20 protein-coding genes are annotated in these 24,854 nt (G+C 43.1%); 16 read left to right on the top strand and 4 right to left on the bottom strand.

The window, feature by feature from the left end; genetic code table 11:
• Nucleotides 1–62 precede the first annotated feature (62 nt).
• Genes AC3IRT_RS12655 through AC3IRT_RS12635 form a run of 5 tightly spaced genes read left to right on the top strand, consistent with a single transcriptional unit; the run spans nt 63 to nt 5,636 of the window.
• Nucleotides 63–713: a hypothetical protein gene (locus tag AC3IRT_RS12655; protein WP_489393580.1), complete on the top strand. Its 651-nt coding sequence runs from the start codon at nt 63–65 to the stop codon at nt 711–713.
• 33 nt (nt 714–746) lie between these two features.
• Nucleotides 747–1,646 carry a hypothetical protein gene (locus AC3IRT_RS12650; protein ID WP_489393579.1) on the top strand — a complete coding sequence of 300 codons (900 nt, stop codon included), beginning with the start codon at nt 747–749 and terminating at the stop codon, nt 1,644–1,646.
• Nucleotides 1,646–2,479 carry an alpha/beta hydrolase gene (locus AC3IRT_RS12645; RefSeq protein WP_489393578.1) on the top strand — a complete coding sequence of 278 codons (834 nt, stop codon included), beginning with the start codon at nt 1,646–1,648 and terminating at the stop codon, nt 2,477–2,479. Before AC3IRT_RS12650 ends, AC3IRT_RS12645 begins: the two co-directional genes overlap by 1 nt.
• A 6-nt stretch (nt 2,480–2,485) precedes the next feature.
• Nucleotides 2,486–4,810 carry a TonB-dependent receptor gene (locus AC3IRT_RS12640; RefSeq protein WP_489393577.1) on the top strand — a complete coding sequence of 775 codons (2,325 nt, stop codon included), beginning with the start codon at nt 2,486–2,488 and terminating at the stop codon, nt 4,808–4,810.
• Nucleotides 4,811–4,814: 4 nt separating this feature from the next.
• On the top strand, nt 4,815–5,636 hold the full coding sequence (locus AC3IRT_RS12635) for a DUF4249 domain-containing protein (RefSeq protein ID WP_489393576.1): 822 nt from the start codon (nt 4,815–4,817) through the stop codon (nt 5,634–5,636).
• On the opposite strand, the gene AC3IRT_RS12630 is transcribed toward AC3IRT_RS12635, so the two are convergent.
• On the bottom strand, nt 5,628–6,236 hold the full coding sequence (locus tag AC3IRT_RS12630; RefSeq protein WP_489393575.1) for a polysaccharide deacetylase family protein: 609 nt from the start codon (nt 6,234–6,236) through the stop codon (nt 5,628–5,630). The two genes, AC3IRT_RS12635 and AC3IRT_RS12630, sit on opposite strands and share 9 nt — an antisense overlap.
• Before the next feature lie 85 nt (nt 6,237–6,321).
• On the opposite strand from AC3IRT_RS12630, the gene AC3IRT_RS12625 reads away from it, so the two are divergent.
• Both AC3IRT_RS12625 and AC3IRT_RS12620 read left to right on the top strand, forming a co-directional pair.
• Nucleotides 6,322–7,248: a ComEA family DNA-binding protein gene (locus tag AC3IRT_RS12625; RefSeq protein ID WP_489393574.1), complete on the top strand. Its 927-nt coding sequence runs from the start codon at nt 6,322–6,324 to the stop codon at nt 7,246–7,248.
• The gene (locus AC3IRT_RS12620) at nt 7,249–7,779 is read left to right on the top strand and encodes an adenine phosphoribosyltransferase (RefSeq protein WP_489393573.1); all 531 of its coding nucleotides are present in this window, start codon (nt 7,249–7,251) and stop codon (nt 7,777–7,779) included.
• Between the two features lie 70 nt (nt 7,780–7,849).
• Here the strand turns inward: AC3IRT_RS12620 and AC3IRT_RS12615 are convergent, their stop codons facing one another.
• Nucleotides 7,850–8,419, bottom strand: coding sequence for a hypothetical protein (locus tag AC3IRT_RS12615; protein WP_489393572.1), 570 nt, complete (start codon nt 8,417–8,419; stop codon nt 7,850–7,852).
• Nucleotides 8,406–9,938 carry a 2,3-bisphosphoglycerate-independent phosphoglycerate mutase gene (gpmI, locus tag AC3IRT_RS12610; protein ID WP_489393571.1) on the bottom strand — a complete coding sequence of 511 codons (1,533 nt, stop codon included), beginning with the start codon at nt 9,936–9,938 and terminating at the stop codon, nt 8,406–8,408. Before gpmI ends, AC3IRT_RS12615 begins: the two co-directional genes overlap by 14 nt.
• A gap of 178 nt (nt 9,939–10,116) precedes the next feature.
• Between gpmI and AC3IRT_RS12605 the strand changes: the two genes are divergently transcribed.
• From AC3IRT_RS12605 to AC3IRT_RS12580, 6 genes are all read left to right on the top strand, one after another.
• Nucleotides 10,117–10,470 carry a DUF4783 domain-containing protein gene (locus AC3IRT_RS12605; RefSeq protein ID WP_489393570.1) on the top strand — a complete coding sequence of 118 codons (354 nt, stop codon included), beginning with the start codon at nt 10,117–10,119 and terminating at the stop codon, nt 10,468–10,470.
• 72 nt (nt 10,471–10,542) lie between these two features.
• On the top strand, nt 10,543–11,403 hold the full coding sequence (gene nadC, locus AC3IRT_RS12600; RefSeq protein WP_489393569.1) for a carboxylating nicotinate-nucleotide diphosphorylase: 861 nt from the start codon (nt 10,543–10,545) through the stop codon (nt 11,401–11,403).
• 13 nt (nt 11,404–11,416) lie between these two features.
• Nucleotides 11,417–12,064, top strand: coding sequence for a glycerol-3-phosphate 1-O-acyltransferase PlsY (plsY, locus tag AC3IRT_RS12595; protein ID WP_489393568.1), 648 nt, complete (start codon nt 11,417–11,419; stop codon nt 12,062–12,064).
• Nucleotides 12,065–12,134: 70 nt separating this feature from the next.
• Nucleotides 12,135–12,938 carry a M48 family metallopeptidase gene (locus AC3IRT_RS12590; RefSeq protein WP_489393567.1) on the top strand — a complete coding sequence of 268 codons (804 nt, stop codon included), beginning with the start codon at nt 12,135–12,137 and terminating at the stop codon, nt 12,936–12,938.
• Between the two features lie 103 nt (nt 12,939–13,041).
• The gene (locus AC3IRT_RS12585; protein WP_489393566.1) at nt 13,042–13,926 is read left to right on the top strand and encodes an ABC transporter ATP-binding protein; all 885 of its coding nucleotides are present in this window, start codon (nt 13,042–13,044) and stop codon (nt 13,924–13,926) included.
• Nucleotides 13,919–17,566, top strand: coding sequence for an ABC transporter permease/M1 family aminopeptidase (locus AC3IRT_RS12580; protein ID WP_489393565.1), 3,648 nt, complete (start codon nt 13,919–13,921; stop codon nt 17,564–17,566). Before AC3IRT_RS12585 ends, AC3IRT_RS12580 begins: the two co-directional genes overlap by 8 nt.
• Nucleotides 17,567–17,640: 74 nt before the next feature.
• Here AC3IRT_RS12580 and AC3IRT_RS12575 read toward each other — a convergent pair whose 3' ends face one another.
• Nucleotides 17,641–20,718, bottom strand: a complete 3,078-nt coding sequence (locus AC3IRT_RS12575) for a ligand-binding sensor domain-containing protein (protein ID WP_489393564.1) — start codon at nt 20,716–20,718, stop codon at nt 17,641–17,643.
• Nucleotides 20,719–21,014: 296 nt separating this feature from the next.
• Here AC3IRT_RS12575 and AC3IRT_RS12570 point away from each other — a divergent pair, with 296 nt between their 5' ends.
• From AC3IRT_RS12570 to AC3IRT_RS12560, 3 genes are all read left to right on the top strand, one after another.
• Nucleotides 21,015–22,112 (top strand): glycoside hydrolase family 43 protein, encoded by a 1,098-nt coding sequence (locus AC3IRT_RS12570; RefSeq protein ID WP_489393563.1) that lies wholly within the window; start codon nt 21,015–21,017, stop codon nt 22,110–22,112.
• Nucleotides 22,113–22,145: 33 nt separating this feature from the next.
• Nucleotides 22,146–23,171: a glycoside hydrolase family 43 protein gene (locus AC3IRT_RS12565; RefSeq protein ID WP_489393562.1), complete on the top strand. Its 1,026-nt coding sequence runs from the start codon at nt 22,146–22,148 to the stop codon at nt 23,169–23,171.
• A gap of 376 nt (nt 23,172–23,547) precedes the next feature.
• Nucleotides 23,548–24,831, top strand: a complete 1,284-nt coding sequence (locus AC3IRT_RS12560; protein ID WP_489393561.1) for a Gfo/Idh/MocA family protein — start codon at nt 23,548–23,550, stop codon at nt 24,829–24,831.
• The last annotated feature ends 23 nt before the right edge of the window (nt 24,832–24,854 follow it).

Here is a 24,854-nt window from a genome sequence, read left to right as displayed (position 1 = left end):
TCACGCATTTCCGACTCAAACTAATTTTTTGCAGATTTGTTAAACGATCAAAACGAAAGACTATGAATATGAAATATGCTGTAATAGGAGCGGTGACATTGCTAAGCGCTTTGGTAGGTTGTCAGTCGCCGCAGAAGCAAGGCGAAGATACTACAGGTACGAATAGTGATCAGCAAGTGATAGAAAGCCGCCCATTTATAAATGATGAGAAAGCGGCTAAGTATAAGTTTTTTCTAAATATTGTTGGTGAAGAGAAAACCGATTCAACAATCATCTATACTGCCAAATCGCTCTTTAGGGAAGATACTGTTGGGTTGAAAATCGAAGTTTTGAAAGAGATTGCGGCAGGTGTTACTGCGACGGGTGAGCCAGATCAGGAAAATGGATTTGTACCCGGAGCGATTCGGTTCTCTTCGTTAGGCGCATCTTCCGACCATTTTGTGCAGGCTTTACAAGAATTATTTGATCTCAAAGATACCGGTAAGATGACGGCTAGTACCGTTGCGCCATTGGTTTTTTCTTCTAATAATGAAGCGATAGATTTAAATAAAAATAAGCAAGCAACATACAGCTTTAAGCTTTTCTTTGAAAATGATATGGGTGCCGAAGCAGAGGTGTTTGCTGTGCTAGACACATACCGTAAATCTTTCGAAATCTCGGAGAAAGATAATTCGTTCCGTGCACAGTTGATCGCAGCATTTGCTGCTAATTAAGATGATTTGTCGAAATTGGGCATCAGTACAAAAATGAAATTGATTTACGTTAGGTTGTGCTTGGTTTTAAGTCTGGTTGCGCTATCATCTGGCATTATGCACGCGCAGGTGCATCCGGAATCGATTCGTCAAACCTTAGGGCAAGTGAAGCATCCTTCTTTGCAGGAATTGTCGGGCATTGTGCCTTCTGTGGCCAATCCCAATTGTTTCTGGGTGCACAATGATAGTGGCGACGATGCGAATATATATTTAATTGATTCGGGAGCTAATTTATTGTGTACTTACGCCTTAGAAGGCGTCGTAGCACGAGATTTTGAAGAGATTGCCTGGATGATGCGCGACGGAAAATACCATTTGGTAGTCGGTGATATCGGTGACAATCGCGCTAAAAGAAAGCAGATCTCTTTTCACGTGTTTGAAGAGCCAACCTGGCAAAATGGTGAAAAGCAAGCCAAAATTTCGGCGATTAATTCCTATTCAGTGGTGTACCCGGATGGCGCACGCGATGCAGAAGCTTTCTTTGTCGATCCGCTGACCAATCAATTGTTATTAATCTCCAAACGCGACTTCCATGTGCGTGTGTATAGTGTGGGTTTTTTGCAGGAAAAGACTGATTACCAGGTCAATTCCAGTAAACCATACATCTTAAAAAAGGAAGCCGAGTTACCCCTGTTTTTTGTGACGGCGGCAGATATATCCGCTAATGGAAGAGATATTTTAATCAAAAATCTCACCAGCATATATCACTGGCAACGAGATCCATCACAATCTGTCGTATCGGCATTGCGTAAAGCATTCACCGAAATCCCCTATGCGCCTGAGCCACAAGGAGAAGGCATTGCTTTTGATCGAGATGGACGAAGTTTTTATACAATTAGTGAACGGCCATTAGGTTTGGATTCGTACCTTTACCGGTATCAATTCGTCAATTAATGAAGCTACCATATATGCTGCTGTGTTTCTTGTTATTGTGTCAACAATTGGCGGGAGCACAAGTCGACACGGTCGAGGTGTTTAGCAATAGCATGCAGAAAAGTGTCAAAGCAGTGGTTGTAAAACCTGCGAAGAGCACTAACTACAAAAAATTACCTACCCTCTATTTGCTACACGGCTTTGGTGGTAAATATCACGATTATATTCAGCGCGTCGCGCAATTACAGGAATTGGTAGATCGCTATCAAATATTGGTCGTATGCCCTGATGGTGGCCATAGCTCGTGGTATTGGGATATTGCTGGCGATCGCAACTTTCAGTATGAAACTTTCGTGTCTAACGAGTTAGTAAGCTATATCTCGACAAATTATCCAGCCAGTGAAGAAGCGCACTATCGCGCAATTACTGGTTTTAGCATGGGCGGACATGGTGCATTGTATCTTGCTTTGCGCCATCAAGATGTGTATGGCGCGGTAGGCAGTATTGCTGGTGGCGTGGATATTCGTCCATTTCCTAATAATTGGGATATGGCAAAGCGACTAGGAAGCTACGCGGAAAATCCTGCATCTTGGCAATCGCACACCGTAATGGAAATGCTACATCTAATCGGTGGTAAACGTTTGCCAATTTATATCGACTGCGGTCGCGATGATTTCTTTCATAACGTGAATTTACGTTTGCATGAGCAAATGACTTACCTCAACATACCGCACCATTATCAAAGTATGCCGGGCAAGCATGATTGGGCTTATGTCACCAAATCGCTTGACTTTCAATTTGCCTTTTTTAATCAGTTTTTTACTGACGCAGAAGGACAGCTTTCACACAACTAACAATTCATGATGCTTAGGATATTCTTTGCGCTGTATACATTCTTGCTATTTACTACTTTCGCTCAAGCACAAAATCGGGTCACCTTAAGCGGATTTGTGAAAAATGCACAATCAGGCGAAACGCTGATCGGAGCAATGGTTCGGTTTCCAGATTTAGATATTTCAGCCGGTACCAATAGTTATGGTTTTTTCTCGGTACAAGTGCCAGCAGGAACGCATCGCGTAGAGATCTCCTATATCGGTTACAATACGATCTCCAATACGATTGAATTAAAGCAGAATCTACAGCGCAGTTTTGAAATCTCTAACGAAAGCAAGGAGATTGAAGAAATCGTAATTTCTGCCTCATCGCGCCCTAATCAGGTGAGAAGTCCGCAAATGGGCGCCTTAAAAATCACAGCAGAAGAAATTAAGAAAGTTCCGGTGATCTTCGGTGAACCAGATATTCTCAAAACCATTCAACTATTGCCGGGTGTGGCTACGGGCAACGAAGGCTCTTCTAATTTCTTCGTGCGGGGTGGCGGTGGCGATCAGAACCTGATCTTGCTAGACGAAGCTATCGTTTACAACGCCTCCCATTTATTGGGCTTTTTCTCGACTTTCAATTCGGATGCGATTAAAGATGTTAACTTATTTAAAGGCGGTATTCCTGCGCAATATGGCGGTCGCATCTCGTCGGTGCTGGATATCAATATGTTGGATGGAAACCAGAAAGAATTTGGCGTAGAAGGTGGCGTAGGATTAATCGCTTCGCGTGTGAAAATTGATGGCCCAATTGTAAAAGATAAAAGCTCTTTCATGGTTAGCGGACGACGTACTTATGCCGATCTGTTTTTGAAATTGTCTAACGATGAAAATGTCAACCAAAGTAAGCTGTATTTCTACGATCTGAATGCTAAGATGAATTATAAGATCAACGATCGCAACACGATTTATCTGTCTGGCTATTTTGGGAAAGATGATTTAGGCTATTCCGATCGATTTAGTTTCGATTGGGGCAATGCCACCGCTACGCTGCGCTGGAATAGTATTCTCAACGAAAAGTTGTTCAGTAATACCTCCTTGATATACAGTGATTTTACCTACAATGTGCGGGTAAATAGCAATGATAATGATTTTGGCATCGCTTCGCAGATTCAAAACTGGAATTTGAAACAAGATTTTACGTATTATGGTTTCAATAACCATTCGATTCGTTTTGGGTTGAATGCTTTGAACCAAACCATACGCCCTGCCAGTTTGAGTGCAGCTGCAAATAGTACGGTCAATTCGATAACGGTAGATACGAGGCAGGGATTTGAGTCGGCGATCTACGCTTCAGACGAATGGAAAGTATCGGATCGTTTCTCGATGATCTATGGTTTGCGCCTTACCAACTTTATGGTATTGGGACCGGGCTCGTTTTATGATTTTGATGACGATGGTGAAGCTATCGGTGAGCAGCAATACGGACGCGAAGTGGTCAAGAATTACCTAAACTTAGAGCCACGATTGTCGATGAGTTACTTACTAAATGGTAATAATAGTATCAAGGCGAGCTATAATCGCATTGTACAACATCTTCATCAGCTAACTAATACTACGTCGAGCTTGCCAACGGATCAGTATGTGATTAGCAGTGTGAATATCAAACCGCAAATTGCCGACCAAGTATCCTTAGGTTATTTTCAGAATTTTGCGAATAATGGGTATGAGTTCTCTACCGAGATCTATTACAAAGATATGCGGAATCAGATCGATTTCCGTAACGGTGCCGATCTTCAAGCCAACAATCAATTGGAAGGCGAACTGCTATTTGGCAAGGGAAGATCTTACGGTATTGAATGGCTGTTACGTAAAAATCGCGGTAGGCTGAATGGTTGGATTAGCTATACGTTGGCAAAAAGTGAGCGTCAATTTGACCAGATCAATGGTGGCGAATGGTTCAATGCAAGGCAAGATCGTACGCACGATGTTTCAATTGTGGCGATGTACGAGCTTTCGAAACGCTGGACGGCTGGCGCAACATTTGTATATAACACCGGTAACGCGATTACTTTTCCATCCGGGAAATACCAATTGGATGGCAGTACTCGGTTTTATTATACCGAACGCAACGGTTATCGTATGCCCGATTATCATCGCTTAGATCTTTCGGTGGTATACGAACCTACACCAGATAAAAAGCGATTTAGTTCTAGTTGGGCGTTTGGTGTATACAATGCTTACAACCGACGCAATGCGTACATCATCGACTTCCGCGAGAATGAGGTAAATCCTAATATCACGGAGGCGTACAAAATAGCCTTATTTGGAGCTATTCCTTCAGTAACTTGGAATTTTAAGTTTTAGTGTCATGAAAAGATTTTTTATCCCTGCGATCGTTCTTCTTCTTTGTCAATTGCTGTCGTCTTGCGAAGAGATCATTGACATTAATTTAAATGATGCTGACCAGCGCGTGGTGATTGAAGCAGATCTAAACAATTTGCCCAATACGCAAGTGATCTACGTTTCGCGGACTGTACCTTTCAACGACGCAAGACCGCGCGAGGTGATTACTGACGCCGATGTGCAGATTTTAGGGCCGCGTAATAATTCCTTTCAATTCGTATATTCTGACCAACACCAAGGTTACATCAATCGAGGGTTCACCGCGCGCGAGAATGCCACATATTCGCTCCGTGTAACGGTTGATGGCGAAGTGTATGAATCTACCGAGACCATGCCTGTGCAAGTGCCTGTCGATTCTGTAGGCATGCTGCGGGAGAATATATTTAATGATACGTATTATTTTGCCACGCTGCGCTTTCAAGATCCAGCAGGCGTGCCAAACTATTACAAATACAATGTATCTGTAGATGAGAATCCGATGAAATTCTTTAGTGTTTTCAGCGATAAGTTCAATGATGGGTTGTATGTCACGCATCAAATCGGTAGCGTGGATAATGATATAGAAATGACTTCTAAAGTCATTATCCGTCGGCAGAGTATTAGTGCTGCGGTGTATCGGTATTGGAATGAGTTTCAATCTACAAACCCTGGATCTGCAGCACCAGCAAACCCGACTTCCAATATTTCAAATGGTGCATTGGGTTATTTTGGTGTGAGTAGTGCTACTGTATACGAGTTTGATTTCTCTACCTATCTGGAGATCACCACCCAAGATACTTTACAGTAACGCAAACTCATAACCCTTTTTGTGGAGTCGCTCCATCATTCGCGGTAGCGCATATTGCACGTTTGGAAATGACTTTACATTGTCATGAAATACGATAATGCTGCCATTTTTAGTGTATTTGACTGCGTTTTTTAAGCACTGTTCGGGCGTGATTTTTGGATCGTAATCGCCTGTCAGTACATCCCACATAACGATTTCATAGTGCTCTCTCAATACTTTTAGTTGCGATTTTTTCGCTCGGCCGTAGGGCGGCCGAAATAGTTTTGTGTTGAGTAGTTGCTGGCAAGCATCTATATTTTCCAAATAAATATCTTGTGGCGTATCCCAACCTTTTAAATGCTGCATGGTATGATTACCCACGGCATGACCTTCGTTCAGCAGTCTTTTTAAGATTTCAGGATTTTTCTGCACATTTTCGCCCACACAGAAAAAAGTTGCCTTCACCTGATGTTCATTCAAGGTATCTAAGATCCATGGCGTCACGTCGGGGATAGGGCCATCGTCAAAAGTCAGGTAAATCTTCTTTTCCTTACGCGATCTATTCCAAGTGGCCTCTGGATAGAAGCTTCGTAGCAGAAATGGAGCTTTGACGATGTGCATGTGTTGTATACGTTAAAAATTTATCCCAAATTTAAGCATATAAATCGCCAATCAAGGAATCGTTGTTAACCAAATCTTATCTGGGATGAAACGTTTGCAGGAATTTTTTAATCTGACATACAAGGAACGCAACGGCTTTCTCGTGCTCACAATTTTCATTTTACTACTTACGCTTGGGCCTAGCATCTGGTCGTTTGTTCGCAAACCAGATCCGATGACAGCTTATTCGGTGCAGGTGTTTCCAGAAAAAACCTTGCCGCAATACGCGAGTCAATCTAGTGAAAAGAAATCCCACAGATCCCTCAACTTAGAACCTTTTGATCCCAATCAGTTATCAGCAGAAGATTGGGCAAAATTAGGTTTGTCTACAAAGCAGATTGCTAGTATTCATCGGTACGAAGAGCGCGGTGGTAAATTTCGAAAGAAAGAAGATGTACAGAAGATGTATGTGATCGATGATGCGCTGTATCGCCAGATAGCGCCCTATATCCGCATTGCGGAGACGAAAACCAAAAGCGCTGAACAGGATAAATATCAATCTCCTACTTCAATCCTGGGATCTAGACAAAATAAGAATACTAGTTATGCAACACACGAAAGGAAAACTGCCGTGCGCATCGAGGCGAACCGTGCCGACACGACAGAGTGGAAGACAATACGCGGAATCGGCAGTGTGTACGCTTCACGCATTGTACGCTATCGAGAGCTATTAGGTGGTTTTCATCAGCTGGAACAATTACGTGAGGTGTACGGATTACCAGAGGAACGATTAAGTGAGTGGTTTTCGCAGCTTTATCTGGAACAGCCAGTGTTGCGCAAAATCCGAGTTAATCATGTGAAAGCGAGTGAATTGCAGCGACATCCTTATGTCTCTAAAGGCCAAGCAGAACGTGTTGTACAGTATCGAAGTCAGCATGGTACATTTCGATCAATTGACGATATGCGGAAAATACTGATGCTAGATACAGATTTTTTTGCTAAAATTGAATCCTATTTAGATTTCCAACAATAGATGCTTGAAGAAAAACTGAAATCCTTGGTACGTGATGTACCGAACTTCCCACAGCCGGGTATTGTATTTAAAGATATTACACCGATTTTGCAACATGCAGACGTGTGCAGCGAAGTGGTTGTCGAATTTGCTAAACAGATTGCACATTTAGAATTTGATGTGATTGCGGGGATAGAGAGCCGTGGCTTCCTGTTTGGATTAATGCTGGCCAATCACTTGAATAAACCTTTTGTGCCGATTCGTAAGCAAGGGAAGCTGCCGCACAAAACGGTTTCTGAATCCTACAAGCTGGAGTACGGACAAGCCACGATTGAGATCCATGAAGATGCGATCGCGCCAGGTGCCCGTGTATTGATCCACGATGATCTTTTGGCCACTGGTGGTACGGTTGTCGCGGCCTCTAAACTGATTGAAAAAGTGGGTGGGGAAGTGGCTGGTTTTTGCTTCTTAATAAACTTAGCCTTCTTGCAAGCGAGCGGACGATTGGATCGTTTTAGCACCAACGTGGTTTCGTTGTTATCGTATCATTAATGAAAAAACCTTCCTTTCTGTCTTCGCAAGACAGAAAGGAAGGTTAATATGTATATCGCTTTTAATACGGCTATTCCGATTGGAAATTTCCGACTATCTGGTAGTGATTAGTGCCCAGAAGCAATATATGTTGCTCCTTGGACATCTTATATTCTTTACCGCGCACGTAGGCTAGCTGCTCCCTGTTCTGATACAGAAAGTTGCTTTCATTTCTAATTACGCTGATCGCTGATACTTGTCCAGCATGATCAAAGTCTATAGATAACGATTGTATATCTACTTCGTCTGATTTGGCGGTGTACGTAATCTTTTGCGCCGTTCTATCCACCTCATACATATCCTGATAGGCGGCCTTCGATAGATCTATCGATAAGAAAGCACCTAACTCTGCCTTCCAATCATTGATATGGATGGTTTTGGTTTCCTTGTCATCGTCTTTTCCTACCGTTTTTTGCACGGTGGGATTACTATGCTGCAAGCTGTCTACCTCTTTTTTGAAGAAAGATTGCACCGCGTAATATTCAGAATCGTGTTCTGATGCATTCGCAGCATCAGATTCTCCGCAGCTGCTCAATAGGAGCATGCCGCAGATCAAAGTTACGCCGGTGTACAGCACTGATTTAGTTTTATACCAATACATTGCCAGTCATTTCCTCCGGAATTGGTAAATCCATTAAGCGCAAGACCGTGGGTGCCACATCACCTAGCTTACCATCGTTAATCGTCTTATAATGTTGATCAATCAAGATACAAGGCACTAGGTTTGTAGTATGTGCTGTATTCACCGATCCATCTGCATTTAGCATAAATTCTGAGTTGCCGTGATCGGCGAGAATAATAAAAGAGTAACCTTTTGATAATCCTTTCTCTACCACTTGTTGGGTGCAATGGTCTACCGTTTCGACTGCTTTTACGACTGCGTCAAATACACCGGTGTGACCCACCATATCAGGATTTGCAAAATTTAGACAGATGAAATCTGGCTGATTTTCATCCATATCGTTTGTGATCGCGGCAACAATTCCGTGTGCGCTCATTTCAGGTTGCAAATCATACGTAGCGACCTTCGGAGAAGGCACGAGTAAACGGCTTTCATTCGGGAAAGCATCTTCCTGTCCGCCAGAGAAGAAGAAAGTGACGTGGGGATATTTCTCTGTTTCGGCGATACGAACCTGTGTTTTGCCTTCACCAGCTAATATTTGTCCTAAGGTATTGGTTAGGTTGTCTTTTCTGAATACGACTTCGACACCTTTGAAGGTGTCATCGTATGAAGTAAGCGTCACATAATGTAATGGCAATGGTCGCATATCGTATTCTGCAAATTCTTCTTGCGTAAGTGCAATGGTGATTTCGCGACCGCGATCGGTACGGAAGTTAAAACAGATCACAACATCGCCTGGTTGAATTGTCGTTACGGGTGTGCCATCTGCGCCAGCTACGACTAATGGCTCAATAAATTCATCGGTGATGCCTTCTGCATACGATGCTTTGATAGAAGCAACTAGATCATTGGTGAGCGTAGCTGTACCGTGTACCAATAAATCGTATGTTTTCTTGACGCGCTCCCAGCGATTGTCTCTGTCCATCGCAAAATAGCGACCAATAGCAGAAGCCAATGTGCCAACCGAATGCGTTAAATGTTGTTGCAAATCCTGCAAATAGCCCACACCACCGTTCGGATCGGTATCGCGACCATCGGTAAAGGCGTGGATAAATACTTGATCGTTGGTCAAGCCAGCATGCTTTGCGGCATCGCATAGACCTTTCAAATGTTCGATGTGTGCGTGCACACCACCATCCGATACTAGGCCGATAAAATGTACATTTTTATGATTGGCTTTTGCGGTTTCAAAAGCTTGTTGAATCACAGGATCGCTATTGAATTCACCTTCGCGTACGGCTTTGTTTATTCTTCCCAACTCTTGGTATACGACACGACCTGCACCCAGGTTCATGTGGCCCACTTCCGAATTGCCCATCTGTCCGTGTGGTAAGCCCACGGCTTCGCCAGAAGCTTCTAATTTGGAGTGTGGATATGTTGCAAATAGTTGGTCTAAGAAAGGCGTTTTGGAAGCCAAGACCGCATTGGATTCGTCATTTTTACCGTAGCCTAATCCATCTAAGATTAAAAGTGCTACCTTTTTTGTGTTTAAGCTCATTAGTACAAATATACTTGTTATGAAAATAAAACAAGCGAACCAACTGTAAATAGTACTGGCTTAAGTGCTTGGCATAAAAATTGATAGATGTTTGAACATAATTTTGTCTATCTACCATCATGTTTACGTATTTTTTTGAAGAATTGGGGGCTGAATGATTTTGCTGAAGCCTTTACTTATGTTACCGCTAGTGCTTATCATGTTGACCGATATGCTGGGCAATGCCGAACAGGATATTTATCAGGGTCTCAAGGAAGGTGATGTTAAAAAAATTGCTGCTTATTTTGCCGACAATGTATCCATTACGCTAAAAAATGAAACCGGTTATTACTCCAAATTTCAATCGGAAATGGTGTTGAAAGAATTTTTGAGGAATTATCGAGCGCTGGATGTAAAATCCGTTCCTGTCAAAAATGATAAACAGAATTATAGAACCTACGAATTTGTAACCTCCTCCAGTACATTTCGGGTTTTTGTGCGCTTTGATATAGAAAACGAAAAAATACGAATAGGCGAGTTACGCATAGAATAAGGCAACATTTTTAATGCATTGCTTTCGATTCAGCCAAATTTTTTCCATATTCGCTTAAATTATCAAGGTCATATGGATAGGAATTTTCGGGAACGACTGCATCAGTTTGTGGAGTTGGCGATGATGGAGGATATAGGTGAAGGAGATCATACGACACTTTCTACTGTTTCTGTGAGTCAATCTGGCGAAGCCAAATTACTAGTGAAAGAGTCGGGTATACTTGCAGGAGTGGAGGTCGGAATCGAAATTATTCACTACATAGACCCGGCTATAGAGGTCGAAAAACTCCTTTCCGACGGAGATCAAGTCGCTATTGGTGATATTGTGCTCTATATGCGCGGCAAGATCCATTCCATTCTTAAGATAGAAAGACTGCTTTTAAACGTGATGCAACGCATGTCGGGCATTGCCAGTCGTACATGCGAATACGTTCACTTATTACAGGGAACTTCTACTCAGGTTTTAGATACACGCAAGACCACTCCAGGCATTCGCTTTTTGGAGAAAGAAGCCGTACGCATTGGTGGTGGCGCAAATCATCGCTTCGGATTGTACGATATGATCCTGATCAAGGACAATCACGTCGATTATGCAGGTGGTATTACCGCTGCATTGGATAGTGCGTTCAAATATCGTTCGGAGCATGGACTTACGATTCCTATAGAAATCGAAGTACGAAATGAGCTCGAGTTGAAGGAGGTACTGAGTTCTACAGACAAAGTCGATCGGGTGATGTTGGATAATTTTACACCAGAAGAAACACAAAAGGCCGTTAATTTGATCGCTGGCAGATTAATTACGGAATCTTCAGGTGGCATAACTTTCGATACCATCAGAGCGTATGCGCTTGCTGGTGTAGATTTTGTGTCCGTAGGAGCACTAACGCATTCTGTAAAGAGTTTGGATTTAAGTCTGAAAGCCAAATTAATTTAATAAATTTAGTAGCATGATTTCCCTTTATCTGTCTGGCATCGTCATATTGGCTTATCTCTTTGGTTCTATACCCACTGCGGTATGGTTTGGACAAGCTTTCTATGGAGTAGACGTACGTGAGTATGGCAGCGGCAACGCAGGTGCTACGAATACCTTTAGGGTATTGGGCGGCAAGGCGGGTTCCGTCGTGATGTTTGTGGATATCTTGAAAGGATGGACCGCTACGAATTTGCCTTACCTGCTGGATTCTTCGGTCATCGGAAATGAGAATGCTTCCACATTTGTTAATTTTCAACTCGCCTTGGGCGTTATTGCCGTCATTGGACATCTTTTTCCCATTTTTGCCGGCTTTCGCGGAGGGAAAGGAGTGGCCACGCTTTTCGGAATGGTGCTCGCCATTCACTTATATGCTGCACTGATGTGCGTGAGCGTGTTTATCGTCATTCTTTTATTAACGCATTATGTATCACTCGGTTCGATCATGGCCGGTTTTACTTTTCCTTTTAGTATTGCCTTCATTTTCAAAACCAGTGTACCGTCTATCTTATTATACGGAATAGCCATTTGCGCACTTATCTTAGTGACCCATCAGAAAAATATTGAACGGTTGTTAAAAGGACATGAATCAAAAATATATCTGTTTCGAAAGAAGTCAGGTTAATTTTAGGCATAGCATTTGTGTTTCTCTACTGAACTACAGAACCCCGCATTTGTTAAACACATTTATTAGTATGAAAAAAATTATAAAGTATATACCCTTAGCTTTAGTATCTGCCGTTTTAGTCGGTTGTGCAACGTCAGCCATTACTGGTCGCAAGTACCTGAGGTTGGTAGATTCAGAAACCATCAATCAACAAGCATCTGTTGCATACAAAGAATTCTTAGGAAGCAATAGCTCGAAGGTAGTGACTGGTACAGCTCAGGCAACGATGGTGAAAAATGTGGGTAATCGCATTGCGACAGCTACAAATCAATTTTTGACTGAAAGGGGTATTGCGGATAAATTTAACTTCAATTGGGAATTCAATCTAGTGGAAAGCCCAGATGTGAACGCTTGGTGTATGCCAGGCGGTAAAGTTGCCGTTTATACCGGTATTTTGCCGATAACAGCAACAGAAGCTGGTTTGGCAACGGTGATGGGGCATGAGATTGCGCACGCAATCGAAGAACACTCTGTCGCACAAATATCTAACCAAATGGCATTGCAACTTGGTGGAGCAGTGCTTGGTGGCGCAGCGCAAATCAGCAATAGTAAAAGTATTGGTGTATTCAACCAAGTATATGGTATTGGTGGCAATATAGGTATGTTGAGTTTTTCTAGACAGGATGAGTTGGCGGCAGATCGTGCAGGTATTATAATCATGGCATTGGCTGGATATGATCCTAATGAAGCGGTGCAGTTTTGGAGCAGAATGGCAAATGCTAAATCCGGTCAATCGCAACCAGAATTTCTCAGTACACACCCTAGCGATGCACGACGTATTAGCCAATTGGAGTCTTTAGTTCCGGAGGCGATGAAATATTATAGAAAATAAGCATCAGAGAATCTGATAAGTAAAAGGAAGATCCGGAAAGGATCTTCCTTTTTTTGTAACAAAACGATGCAATTAACTACTAATATCTTAAAAAACTAACAGTATGGATTTATTGATCAATAACCTGACTAAAACATATGAAAATGGCGTGAAAGCGTTGGATGGTGTAGACTTACATATCAAGCCGGGCATGTTTGGATTACTAGGGCCTAATGGAGCTGGCAAATCCACGTTGATGCGAACCATTGCTACGTTGCAGCGTCCTGATACTGGCGCAATCTCGTTTGGAGACATTGATGTGCTGAAAGATCCGATGCAATTGCGCCGTGTATTAGGCTATCTTCCGCAAGAATTTGGCGTTTATCCTAATATGTCGGCCGAAGATTTGTTAGACTACTTTGCGCACTTAAAAGGTATCAGTAGCCGAGCCGATCGTAAGAAAATCGTGCAAAAAGTATTGGAGATCACTAACCTGTATCAGGTGAAATCCAAAAACGTAAGCGGTTACTCCGGTGGGATGAAGCAACGCTTTGGCATTGCGCAATTGCTGCTCAATGATCCAAAACTCATTATCGTAGACGAGCCAACAGCAGGACTTGATCCGGCAGAGCGACAGCGTTTTCTCAATGTACTGCGTGAGATTGGTACCAATCATACCGTTATTTTCTCGACACACATCGTGGATGATGTGCGTGAATTGTGCCACGAACTAGCCATTGTTAATGGTGGGAAAGTGCTCTATCGCGGTAGTTCGCAATCCGGTGAAGATGACTTACAAGGCAAGGTGTGGACTAGCAACATCGATCGGGAAACTTTCGATGCGGTCAGTAGCCAATACAATGTAATTTCTTCCAGTTATAATCGCGATAATTCTTTGAATATTCGCGTGTTTTCGGAATATCTCCCAAGCGAACAGTTTATCGCTGCCAAACCGATCTTAGAAGATGTGTATTTTGTTTCACTAAAAAGAGACAGCCAGCATGTTTAGCACAATATTCTCTTTCGAAATTAAGCGCTGGCTGCGTAATCCCGTTTTTTACGTGTACTGCGTGTTATTTTTTGCTATATCGGTGTTTAGCACGATGTCATCATTGGGTGCGTTTGATGGTGTTACGGTCACGACATCGAGCCCCACTTTTGTCAATTCACCAATCAACATTGCAGGATTTCTCAATGCATTTTCTACGTTAGTATATTTCTTGCTGCCTACGATTATTGGTGCTTCGGTGTTTCGGGATTATCAATATCAGGTACATCAGGTGATGTTCTCCTATCCACTCACCAAGCCGGCGTATCTGGGAGCCAAGTTCTTAAGTAGCTTACTCATTACGTTGCTGATTCCAGTAGCCTGTATGCTGGGTTTCTTTGTTGGCCAATATATGCCTAATGTGAATCATGAGCTTTTGGGTCCTAATAATATATTAGCTTATATGCAGGCATTTTTAGTACTGATTGTGCCGAATATGGTGTTGTTTGGCTTGATGGTGTTCGCCGTGGTCAACTATTCCCGCAATATTTACGTCGGATTTATCTTTGTACTGCTACTTTTTGTATTACAAACGGTACTAGATAACATGACTCGGAATATGGATAATCTGTATACCGTAGCATTACTGGATCCATTTGGATTTAATCCAATCAGTTACTACTCTAAGTATTGGAGTGTAGAAGAGCAAAATACGCGCTTTTTGCCCATAACTGGTGTGCTGTTATACAATCGATTGATTTGGCTCGGCGTGGCTGCTGTCATCGGAACATTGGTTTACCGTACATTTAACTTCTCACACCTCGGCCATCAGATTACGAGACGTAAGGATGGAACGCGCATGGTCAAGGAAAACTTTGGCAGCGTGACGAAGATCGATTTGCCAAAAGTGGGTCTGTTGTATGATTTTTGGAGTCGCTTAGCGGTAGCATTTCGCTTATCGTTGTACGACCTTAAAGCGATTGTGCGCAATTGGACTTTCATCGTGATCATGGTGATTGCTGTGCTGATGGTGCTAATTGTAACCGAATCTGTGGGCAGCCTGATGGGAACAGAAACGTATCCGGTGACTTGGAAGTTGCTTTCCACCATCGGATCGGTGTATAGCTTCTTTATTGTTATTTTAGTTTTCCTTTTTTCTGGGATATTAGTTCAGCGTGCGCGCATGGCAAAAATGGATTTGTTGGTCGACTCAACCGCAATCCCCAATTATGTGCTGTTTCTTTCTAAGGCATTGGCCTTAGTGCAGATGACTATGCTTATTCTGTTTATCAGTATGCTGACCGGCATCGGATATCAGATTTATCAGGGATTTTACCACGTTGAGATCGTCCATTATCTGATGGAGCTTTTCGTGTTAGATTTGCCAAAATACGTGGTATATATACTATTTGCGCTATTTATACATTCTTTTTTCAAGAATTACTTTGTCGGATTTATAGTCTGTTTGATCTTATTCATAGGTCTTCCATTTCTTTCTAAAATCGGGATTGAGCAAGTCATTTATAAATTCAATATGGCGCCGAGCTACGAGTATTCTGATATGAATGGCTATGGCAGCTTACGGGGATATTTCTATTACCGATTGTATTGGTTTTTGTTCTCAGTGGTATTAGCGGGTCTTGCGTTGCTGTTTTGGCGTCGTGGACTGATGGGAAATCTAAAAGGACGATTCAGTACATTGCGGCAGCGCGCTAAAGCAAGCCTGATCGTGCCTACGACATTAGCCGCGATCGCATTTCTTGGTTTAGGCTATGCCATTTATTATCATAATAATGTTGCCGAACCTTATATTTCTGATCAGGATAAAGAAAAAATAACGGTAGAGATTGAGAAAAAGTACGGTCATTATGCTGGTAAAGCAGCACCCCGACTGATCGATGTAAAACTGAAGATGGATATCTTTCCCGAAGAGCGTGATTATACAGCCGCTTTGCGAATGCGTTACGTCAACAGGACGAATGAAGCCATTGACACGCTTTTTATGTCGCATAGCGACAATATTACCTCGGAAAATTTTTCTATTGAAAACAGTACGGTCATCAACGATACGATCGCCAACATTCGGATTTATGCGTTAGCACGGCCATTGCAACCATTGGATACCATGGAGATGGAGTTCTCCTTTGCCAATGAGCCAAACACATTTCTCAAAGATAAATCGCCGGTCTTGGCCAATGGCACATTTCTCAATAGCGCTATGTTTCCCACATTCGCCTATGATCCGAGAGTGGAACTCACTGACAATAAAGTGAGAGCGAAGTACGGACTGCCGCCTAAAGATCGCATGCCCGATCCAACGGATGAAGCAGCATTGGGCAATAATTATATCTCGCACGATGCAGACTGGATCGATTTTGAAGCGACGGTAAGCACCTCGGCAGATCAAATTGCGATCGCACCAGGCTATTTGCAAAAAGAATGGATCGGAGAGGATGGACGACGGTATTTTCATTATCAGATGGATAATAAAATGCTGAATTTCTACTCCGTGATTTCTGCTCGTTTTGAGGTCATGCGCGATTCGTTGAATGACGTGAACTTGGAGATTTATTATCACCGTGATCATACTTACAACCTCGACCGGATGATGGCCTCGATGAAGAAGTCGCTAGAATATTATGAAGCTAACTTTAGTCCATATCAGTTTACACAGTTGCGCGTGATTGAATTTCCGAAAACACATGGCACATTTGCGCAGGCATTTGCCAATACGGTGCCTTTTTCGGAAGCGATCGGCTTTATTGCCAAGGTGGATGAAGATAATCCAAATGGCATTGATTACCCATACAGCGTCATAGCGCATGAGTTTGCACATCAATGGTGGGCGCATCAAGTCATCGGCGCAGGCGTGAAAGGAGCGACTATGATGTCGGAGTCGTTGGCAGAATACAGCTCACTGAAAGTGCTGGAAGAAACGTATGGCAAGCATCAAATGCGCCGCTTTCTTAAAGAAGCTTTAGATAGTTACCTGCGCGGTCGCGCAACAGAGCAATTGGGTGAGAATGCGCTGATGTACAACGAGAATCAGCCTTATATCCATTACAATAAAGGTTCTTTGGCTATGTATGCCCTGAGTGACCTGATGGCTGAGAAGCCTTTCAATGCGCTGTTGAGCGACTACATTGATGCAGTAGCCTTTCAATATCCGCCTTACACTACTTCGCTCGAATTTGTGGATCTGCTAAAAAATCGTGTGCCGGATTCGCTGCAATATGCTGTAAGAGACATGTTTGAGACGATCACCTTGTACGATAACAAGATTACTTATGTAAGTTCTAAGGCATTGTCCAATGGTAAATATGAGGTCGACATAGAATTTCAAGTGTCGAAGTACCGTACCGATGCGAAGGGCAAAAAAAGCTTTGAAGATGCTGCTGGCACTGGGATAAAAGCCAAGGTGGATAAGGCCGAAGTCAGGTCACTGCCGCTGCTTGATTATGTCGATGTTGCCGTATTTGGAGAGCCGAAGAAATCGGGTAAACACGATATGGAGAATCCGATTTATATGAAGCGCGTCAAGATCGACCAGATCAATAATAAGATACAAATTGTATTGGATAGCAAGCCGTTGGAAGTGGGCGTAGATCCGAATAATAAATTGATAGACACCGATTCGAACGATAATCGGAAGAAGATATAGTTTAATTTTATCTGTTGTTAAGACCTCGTTGGCCAGCGGCCACGAGGTCTTTTTTATGAGTTCGGTTGATCAACCTATTTTCGAGCATCCAGCGGAATACGCAATACGAATATATTGTGCAGTGAGGCACTGTCTTCATAAAATAGTTCGCCACTGTGTAGATTAGTGAACGAATACGCTAGTGCCAAGCCCAAGCCAGATCCACTGACCTGATAATGTAAGCTCGATCGGTGAAAGGGCTTAAAAATTTCGGATACATCAGCAGCTTGTAGTTTAATGCCATCATTTTCGATGGTACAAGCGAACATACCGCTTTGCGGTTCTTGTTGTAGAGTGATGATAACGAGATTGTCGGCATATTTCACCGCATTAGACAAAAGATTGTTGATGATTTTATAAACCACCTCTACATCGATAAAGGCTTCCAACGATTCTTGCAGATGCAGCGTGACCTCTAAGGATCTATTTTCGATAATAGGCTCAAATTCCTGTACGCAGAGCCGTACAAGCGGTGCGATGGCGTGTCGTTGCAAATGCAAGGAGACTTCGTCGCTCTCGACCTTGCGAAAATCGAGTAATTGCTCGGTCAAAGAAATCAATCTATCCGTGTTGATCTGGATTGTATTCAGCCATTTGCTAGTTTTTTCATCATGCGGTAGCGTATTTATTTTTTCTAACGGCGCTTTTATCAAAGTGAGCGGTGTTTTGATCTCGTGCGTGACCCGCATGAAAAAGTCCATCTTTGCCCGGTAGAGTTCACGCTCTTTATGCGTTTTGATCGTCTGTAAACGGCGTCTATTTTTCTCTCGCACATGGCGATCATAAAAATAAATAGCTAAGCTAATAACGCTGAGGACAAATACACCGTAAAACACAAAAGCTGGAAGACTTGCCCAAAAGGGTGGTCTGATGGTGATTTGCAATTGTTTCTCTTTCGAAATCGGCAATCCGTTGGCATCACATGCCAATACCTGAAAGGTATACCGACCGGTTGGAATTTTGGTGAAATTGGCTTTGTTGTTTTTTCGCAAGAAAGTCCAAGCCGAATCCAATCCAAGAAGGCGATAGCGATATGACGTAGACTGCGCAGATACATAATTAAGGGCGGCAAAATCGATACTAATCGTCGATTCGTCGTGATCTAAAGTAATGGCGTCTGCGTAGGTGATTGATCGTGTCAGGCCGCCTGGCGCACCGCCAATTGTTAACTCTCGCTGATGAGATTGTATACCTGTAATGTAGATGGGAGTCACCATATTGGTGCGATACAAAGCGCTTAACACCTGAGGATTGAATCGAATCATCCCCTTGGTAGATCCGAAGTATAGATATCCCTGAGAGTCTTTGTAGGAAGAGTTATAATTAAACTGCAGATCCAAGATCCCTAATTCGGTGTCAAAAGTTTCTATACCGCGCTTATTGTACTCCATTTTCACCAAACCTTGCGAGGTACTGATCCACATATGGTGCAGCACATCTTGCTCAAAGCCCAAAATCAGATTGCTTGGAAGCCCATTTCTGGTGGTAATACGTTCAAAATTGTTTTCTTTTTCGCGCCAAAGCGCAATGCCACTCTCCGTGCCGATCCATATTTGTCCCGCGTGATCCTGAAAAACCCGATTTGCCCGATTGCTATTGAGTGAATTCTTATCCTTTGGATCGTGCCAGTAACGTTCCATTTTTCCCTCCGCTAGATCCAGCTTGATAACACCATTTCGCCAAGTCGTCAACCAAATATATCCTTGCTTATCTTCAAAAATAGAGGTGTAAAATACATGCTTTGGCGCAGGCTGAACGTACTCAATGTGGTCTGTTCCCGGCGTGAATTCATAGAGTCCTTTGGAAGTGGCCATCAACACGCGGCCATCCCGAATTCTATAGATTGAATACACAAAATCGTCCCCTAGCGCGCCTTGGGTAGAAGCTATGGTGAACGATTTGATAACACGTTTGCTGCGTACATCGACCACATCCATGCCTTTGTAAAAAGTGCCGACTAGCAAACTATCGCCCACTAAGGCCAGACCATGCACATTGCTGTGCGAAAGTCCCGAAGCAGGCCCTAAGGTTTGAAAAACATTGCTTTTGGGAGACCAACAGGTCAATCCTTCATCTTCTGTTCCGATCCAAATGTTATGATACTGATCTTCGATCACTTCTCTGGTGGCGTGTCCTTGGATCGAGTTCGTAGAATATCGAGGGAATATTTTCTCAAAGAAATTGTGCTGTCGATGGTAGTAGTTCAATCCACCGAAAAATGTACCTACCCAAATGCCTTGTTGGTGATCCTTGGTGATAGTGTACAAAGCATTATCGCTCAAACTCCACGGATTATCTTTCTCGTGCCTCTGAATACTATACGTGCCCTTTTGTTTATCGTAGATCAACAAACCCATCTCCGTAGCGATCCACAGTTGATCCTGCTCTACTTCTATAATATCGCGTACAAAAAGTGGTGTGTTGGTTCGGGTACTAGGAATCACATGGGTTACATTTTGCGTGACGGACGACCAGTGGTATACGCCGCGCTTGGAAGTGCCTACCCAAATATCATTTTGGTCATCCACATACAGCTTTTCAATACGATTATTCCAATTTTGGTTGGTTTCCAGTGCGTACCGTTTTTTACTGTGGAGTGATACGATGCTAGCGTCAGCGCCATACCAAATCTTATTGAGGCGATCTATGCAAAAATGTGAGATATGGTCCTGCACATGACTTACCTTACACGTTAGTTTCCGTTGTTTCACACTGTAGTGAAATAATTCATTGTTGGCGATAAACCACATATCGCCAATACGATCTTTCTGAATTTGGACAATCTCTTTGGTGATCGTTTCGGACAGTAAGGAAAAGGTCTGCCGATAGGGATCGAAGATATACAAACCTTGATCGGTGCCTACCCAGATTTCTTTATTATCGGCTACACAAAGGCTGTGAATGAAATTGCTGCCTAAGTCCATATCGTTGGTGGGATTGGCATAGTAGGTTTTAAAATTATAACCATCAAAACGATTGAGCCCGTGCCGCGTACCAAACCACAAAAATCCATCCTGATCTTGCGCACTACACAGCACGGCATTGTTAGACAATCCATTAGCGACTTGAAAATTATTGAAATAAATCTGTGCAATGGCAGCGTTTGTGCTCAAAAAAAAATAGAGCAACGTAATACATAACCCGATCCGATGCGGTATCTGTGAGACAATTTTAAACGTTTTTGAGCTAAAACGGCAGATTTTTGACATGATTATTTCACAACTTTGTGATAGGTAGACCAGTGGGATTCACATTCAGTTTATCTGCAATTATAAACAAAAATACAATAACAAGATGCATTAAAAGGTGTTGGATCATAGGTAGCCTACGCCAATCATCATAACCAGCTAAGCGGTGTTTTGTCATAGAATAATGATGCAACATCAATCCTAAAATTTAATATGAACGCATGAAGCGCTATTTATTTTTCTTCCTTTTGTTATTTGTTAGCCTTGCCGCCTGTAATCGATCCGTGTCAGAACAGGCGCAGCCTAATAACCCGCTAGATGTACCTTTTGGTGATCCCTATGTACTCTACGATAAAGCTTCTGATCGCTACTATATGTATGGCACAGGAGGAGTAGAGAACGGATTTGTCGTATATGTGTCGGACGATATGACCTCGTGGAAAAAAGAAGGTACAGCGTACAGCAACGATCAGGAACATGCTTGGGGAGTCAAAGATTTTTGGGCGCCAGAGGTATATGAGCATAAAGGAAAATATTACTTATTCTATAGTGCGGATTGGAAAGACAACCCCAATAATGAGTTGGAAAATTTTAGAATCGGCGTAGCCGAAGCAGACAGCCCCCTAGGGCCTTTTGTAGACCGCTCCTCGGGTCCGATATTCGATCCAGGATATCCCATCATTGATGCCAACCTGTATTTTGCAGACAATGGAAAGGTATACATGTACTACTCCAGATGCTGTTACAAGCATGCGGTAGATTCCGAGATTTCGGAATGGGCAAAGGAGAAAGGTATGTTCGATTCGGTAGAAGAGAGCTGGATCTATGGCGTGGAGTTAGCCGCGGATTTTTCACGTGTAGTCGGAGAACCGGTGCTATTGTTGCGTCCGCCGGTAGATATGGCCGATAAGCAATCGGAATGGGAAAGCCGTTCGGTGACCAGCGGTGAAGTCAACCGCCGGTGGACAGAAGGATCTTACATCTTCAAAGAAGGACAAACCTATTACATGATGTACTCTGCAAACTATTTTGGTGGTGAAAATTACGCTGTCGGATACGCAACGTCCACACACCCTTTAGGACCATTTGAGAAATCAGCGAATAATCCTATTCTACAAAAGAATACTGCTGAAGGCGGTGTGGTGACTGGCACGGGGCACAATAGCTTGGTGACGGATCGCAACGGCACAACTTGGTGCGTGTACCACGGCCGCACCAGCAAAACCGGCGATCAACGCTTAGCATTTATAGATCGTTTGGTGATCGATGAAGGTGGTAACCTTCGTGTAGATGGCCCCACAGTAAATCTTGAAGATTAATAAAATAGTATCCTTTCATAAAAGCGATTAGTTATGAAATTTAGTTTGTCTTTTTACGCCTTTTTTATCTGGTTAAGTTCTTTGATGGCGTCTCTTACACTCATTTCCTGTAGCTTCAGTAGCGAAGCAGAGATGATGAGCACGCAGCAATTGGCGGATTCGGTCTCGATTTTTGCAGCCGACCCAACCATTTTTGAAGAAGATGGCGTCTATTATCTGTATGGTACCGATGGCGATCAGCCTGATCAGGGATTTCGCGTGTATCGATCGACCGATCTTACCACTTGGGGAGGGCCAATAGGAGCTAACAATGGATTTGCATTAATCAAAGATGACGTTTTTGGTGACAAAGGTTTTTGGGCACCACAAGTGTGGAAGGAAGGTAATATCTACTACATGGCATACACCGCCAATGAAAATATTGCCATTGCACAAAGTGCATCGCCTTTAGGGCCTTTCACGCAACAGCAAAAAGTACCCATCATCACCGAAGGAAAGCAGATTGATCCCTTCATCTATCAGGATGAAGATGGTAAGAAGTATCTGTATCACGTAAAGTTGCAAAACGGCAATCGTATTTTTGTAGCGGAGCTAAATGATGATTATGGATCGATCAAATCAGGAACATTATTAGAACTGCTGGATGCCAATTTGCCCTGGGAAAACACGGACAATGTATCTTGGCCAGTCGCAGAAGGACCCACCGTGATAAAACGAGATCAGAAATATTATCTATTTTATTCGGCGAATGATTTTCGGAATCCCTATTACGCCGTAGGAATGGCGGTAGCCGATCAGCCGACTGGCCCTTGGATAAAAGTCGGGAACGAAGCCTTGCTCAGTGTGGATCACACCAATTGGCCTGGTACAGGTCATGGCGATGTTTTTCGGGCAAACAATCAATGGCTTTACGTTTGCCATACGCATAACTCACCTACGGCAGTTGGGCCGCGTCGTACGGCGATTGTTCCCTTTGAGTGGGAGGCAGAGAATGAAGATGCTATCAAAGTTCCCGTCTTTTCAGGCGGTCAAATCCAGTTTTTGCATGTTCGAGATTGAAAGTATCATGCGCTATACTATTAAAAATGGGCAACGCGATACGATTTAATGAGGTTTTGATACGATATGGCAAACTTTGTATACACGAAATGAATAGCTTCGATCCGATAATGTTAGGGTAAATTACCTACAACGATATCGTACTTTTTAGTAGATTTTTCACCGTAAAATAACTAGCTTCGATATTATCAGTCTCTGAATAAGACTTTTGTAACAAAATAGTTTTTTTTAGTAGATATCTTTGATACCATTATAGACGATCAATTTAACGAATAATGATGTCTAGCAAACTCGCTAGGAGATTTTATTTTTGAATTTTCGCGAGATAACTAAAAAACACATTTGAAGCTTTCCGTGCAGATAAGCATCTAACCGAATGGACAGAAAAAAATTTATTACGAGTACAGCGCTATTAGCGGCCTCTGCCATGAGTTGGGGAGCTTTTGCCAAATCCTTTGCAACTAACTCGGTGCGCGTTGGTGTGATCGGTATCCATGGCATGGGTTGGTCCAACTTACAAGCTATTCTCAAAGATAGCAGGGTACAGTGTACCGCACTTTGTGATGTAGATAAAGATGTGCTTGCCAAACGAGTTGATGAGTTAGGTGCCCGAAATATTACGGTCAATACCTATACCGACTATCATGAATTGCTGCAGGATCCGAAAGTGGATGCCGTGATTATTGGCACGCCAGATCATTGGCATTGCCTCCAGATGGTGGATGCCGTGCGAGCTGGTAAACATGTGTATGTAGAAAAACCAATTGGTAATTCTATTGCCGAATGCGAGATCATGGTGGCCGCAGCACAATCCCATCGGGCAATCGTACAAGTAGGTCAGTGGCAACGCAGCCAACAGCATTTTAAAGACGCGATCGATTTTGTACACTCTGGGAAACTGGGTAAGATTCGGCAGGTTAAAGCTTGGTCTTATGTCGGTTGGAAAACACCGATCACGAAGAAACCGGATACGGTAGCTCCCACCAATGTCGATTATGACAAGTGGCTCGGCCCGGCACAGAAAAAAGCTTTCAATCCCAATCGTTTTCATTTCGAATTCCGCTGGTTTTGGGATTATGCTGGCGGATTGATGACCGATTGGGGCGTGCACATGCTGGATTACGCACTTTTGGGTATGAAGGTATCAGATCCTGTATCGGTGATGTCAGCAGGTGGGAAGTTTGCAGCGCCAGACGGTGCTTCAGAAACGCCAGACACGTTGACGGCAGTGTACGAATTTGACGATTTCAATATTCAATGGGAGCATGCTATTGGCATTAGCGGCGGACCGTACAATCGGGATCACGGCGTGGCTTTCATCGGTAATAACGGCACGTTGGTGCTCAATCGCGGTGGTTGGGAAGTCATTCCCGAAGGGGATCGTATGACAGCTGTCACTATCCAAAAATCAATCGACGATGGATTGGATAAGCACATGGTCAATTTTGTAGATGCGATCGTGCAGCAGAAACCAGATCTATTGCATGCGCCTATCGAAGCCGGTGCGCACATTGCGATCTTCGCACAACTCGGAAACATCGCTTACCGCACAGGGCAGAAATTGTATTGGGATAAAAACAAACGTCAGTTTACGGACAAGAGCGCCAACAGATTTCTTGCAGCGCGGTATCATAATGGATACCGCATGCCTAAATCTTAAAAGCACAGAATTAACGGAAATAA

It is taken from the genome of Sphingobacterium sp. KH_072 (assembly GCF_057837975.1).
The sequence above is the reverse complement of the archived record's forward strand: the minus strand, read 5'-3'. Positions and strand labels throughout refer to the sequence as shown.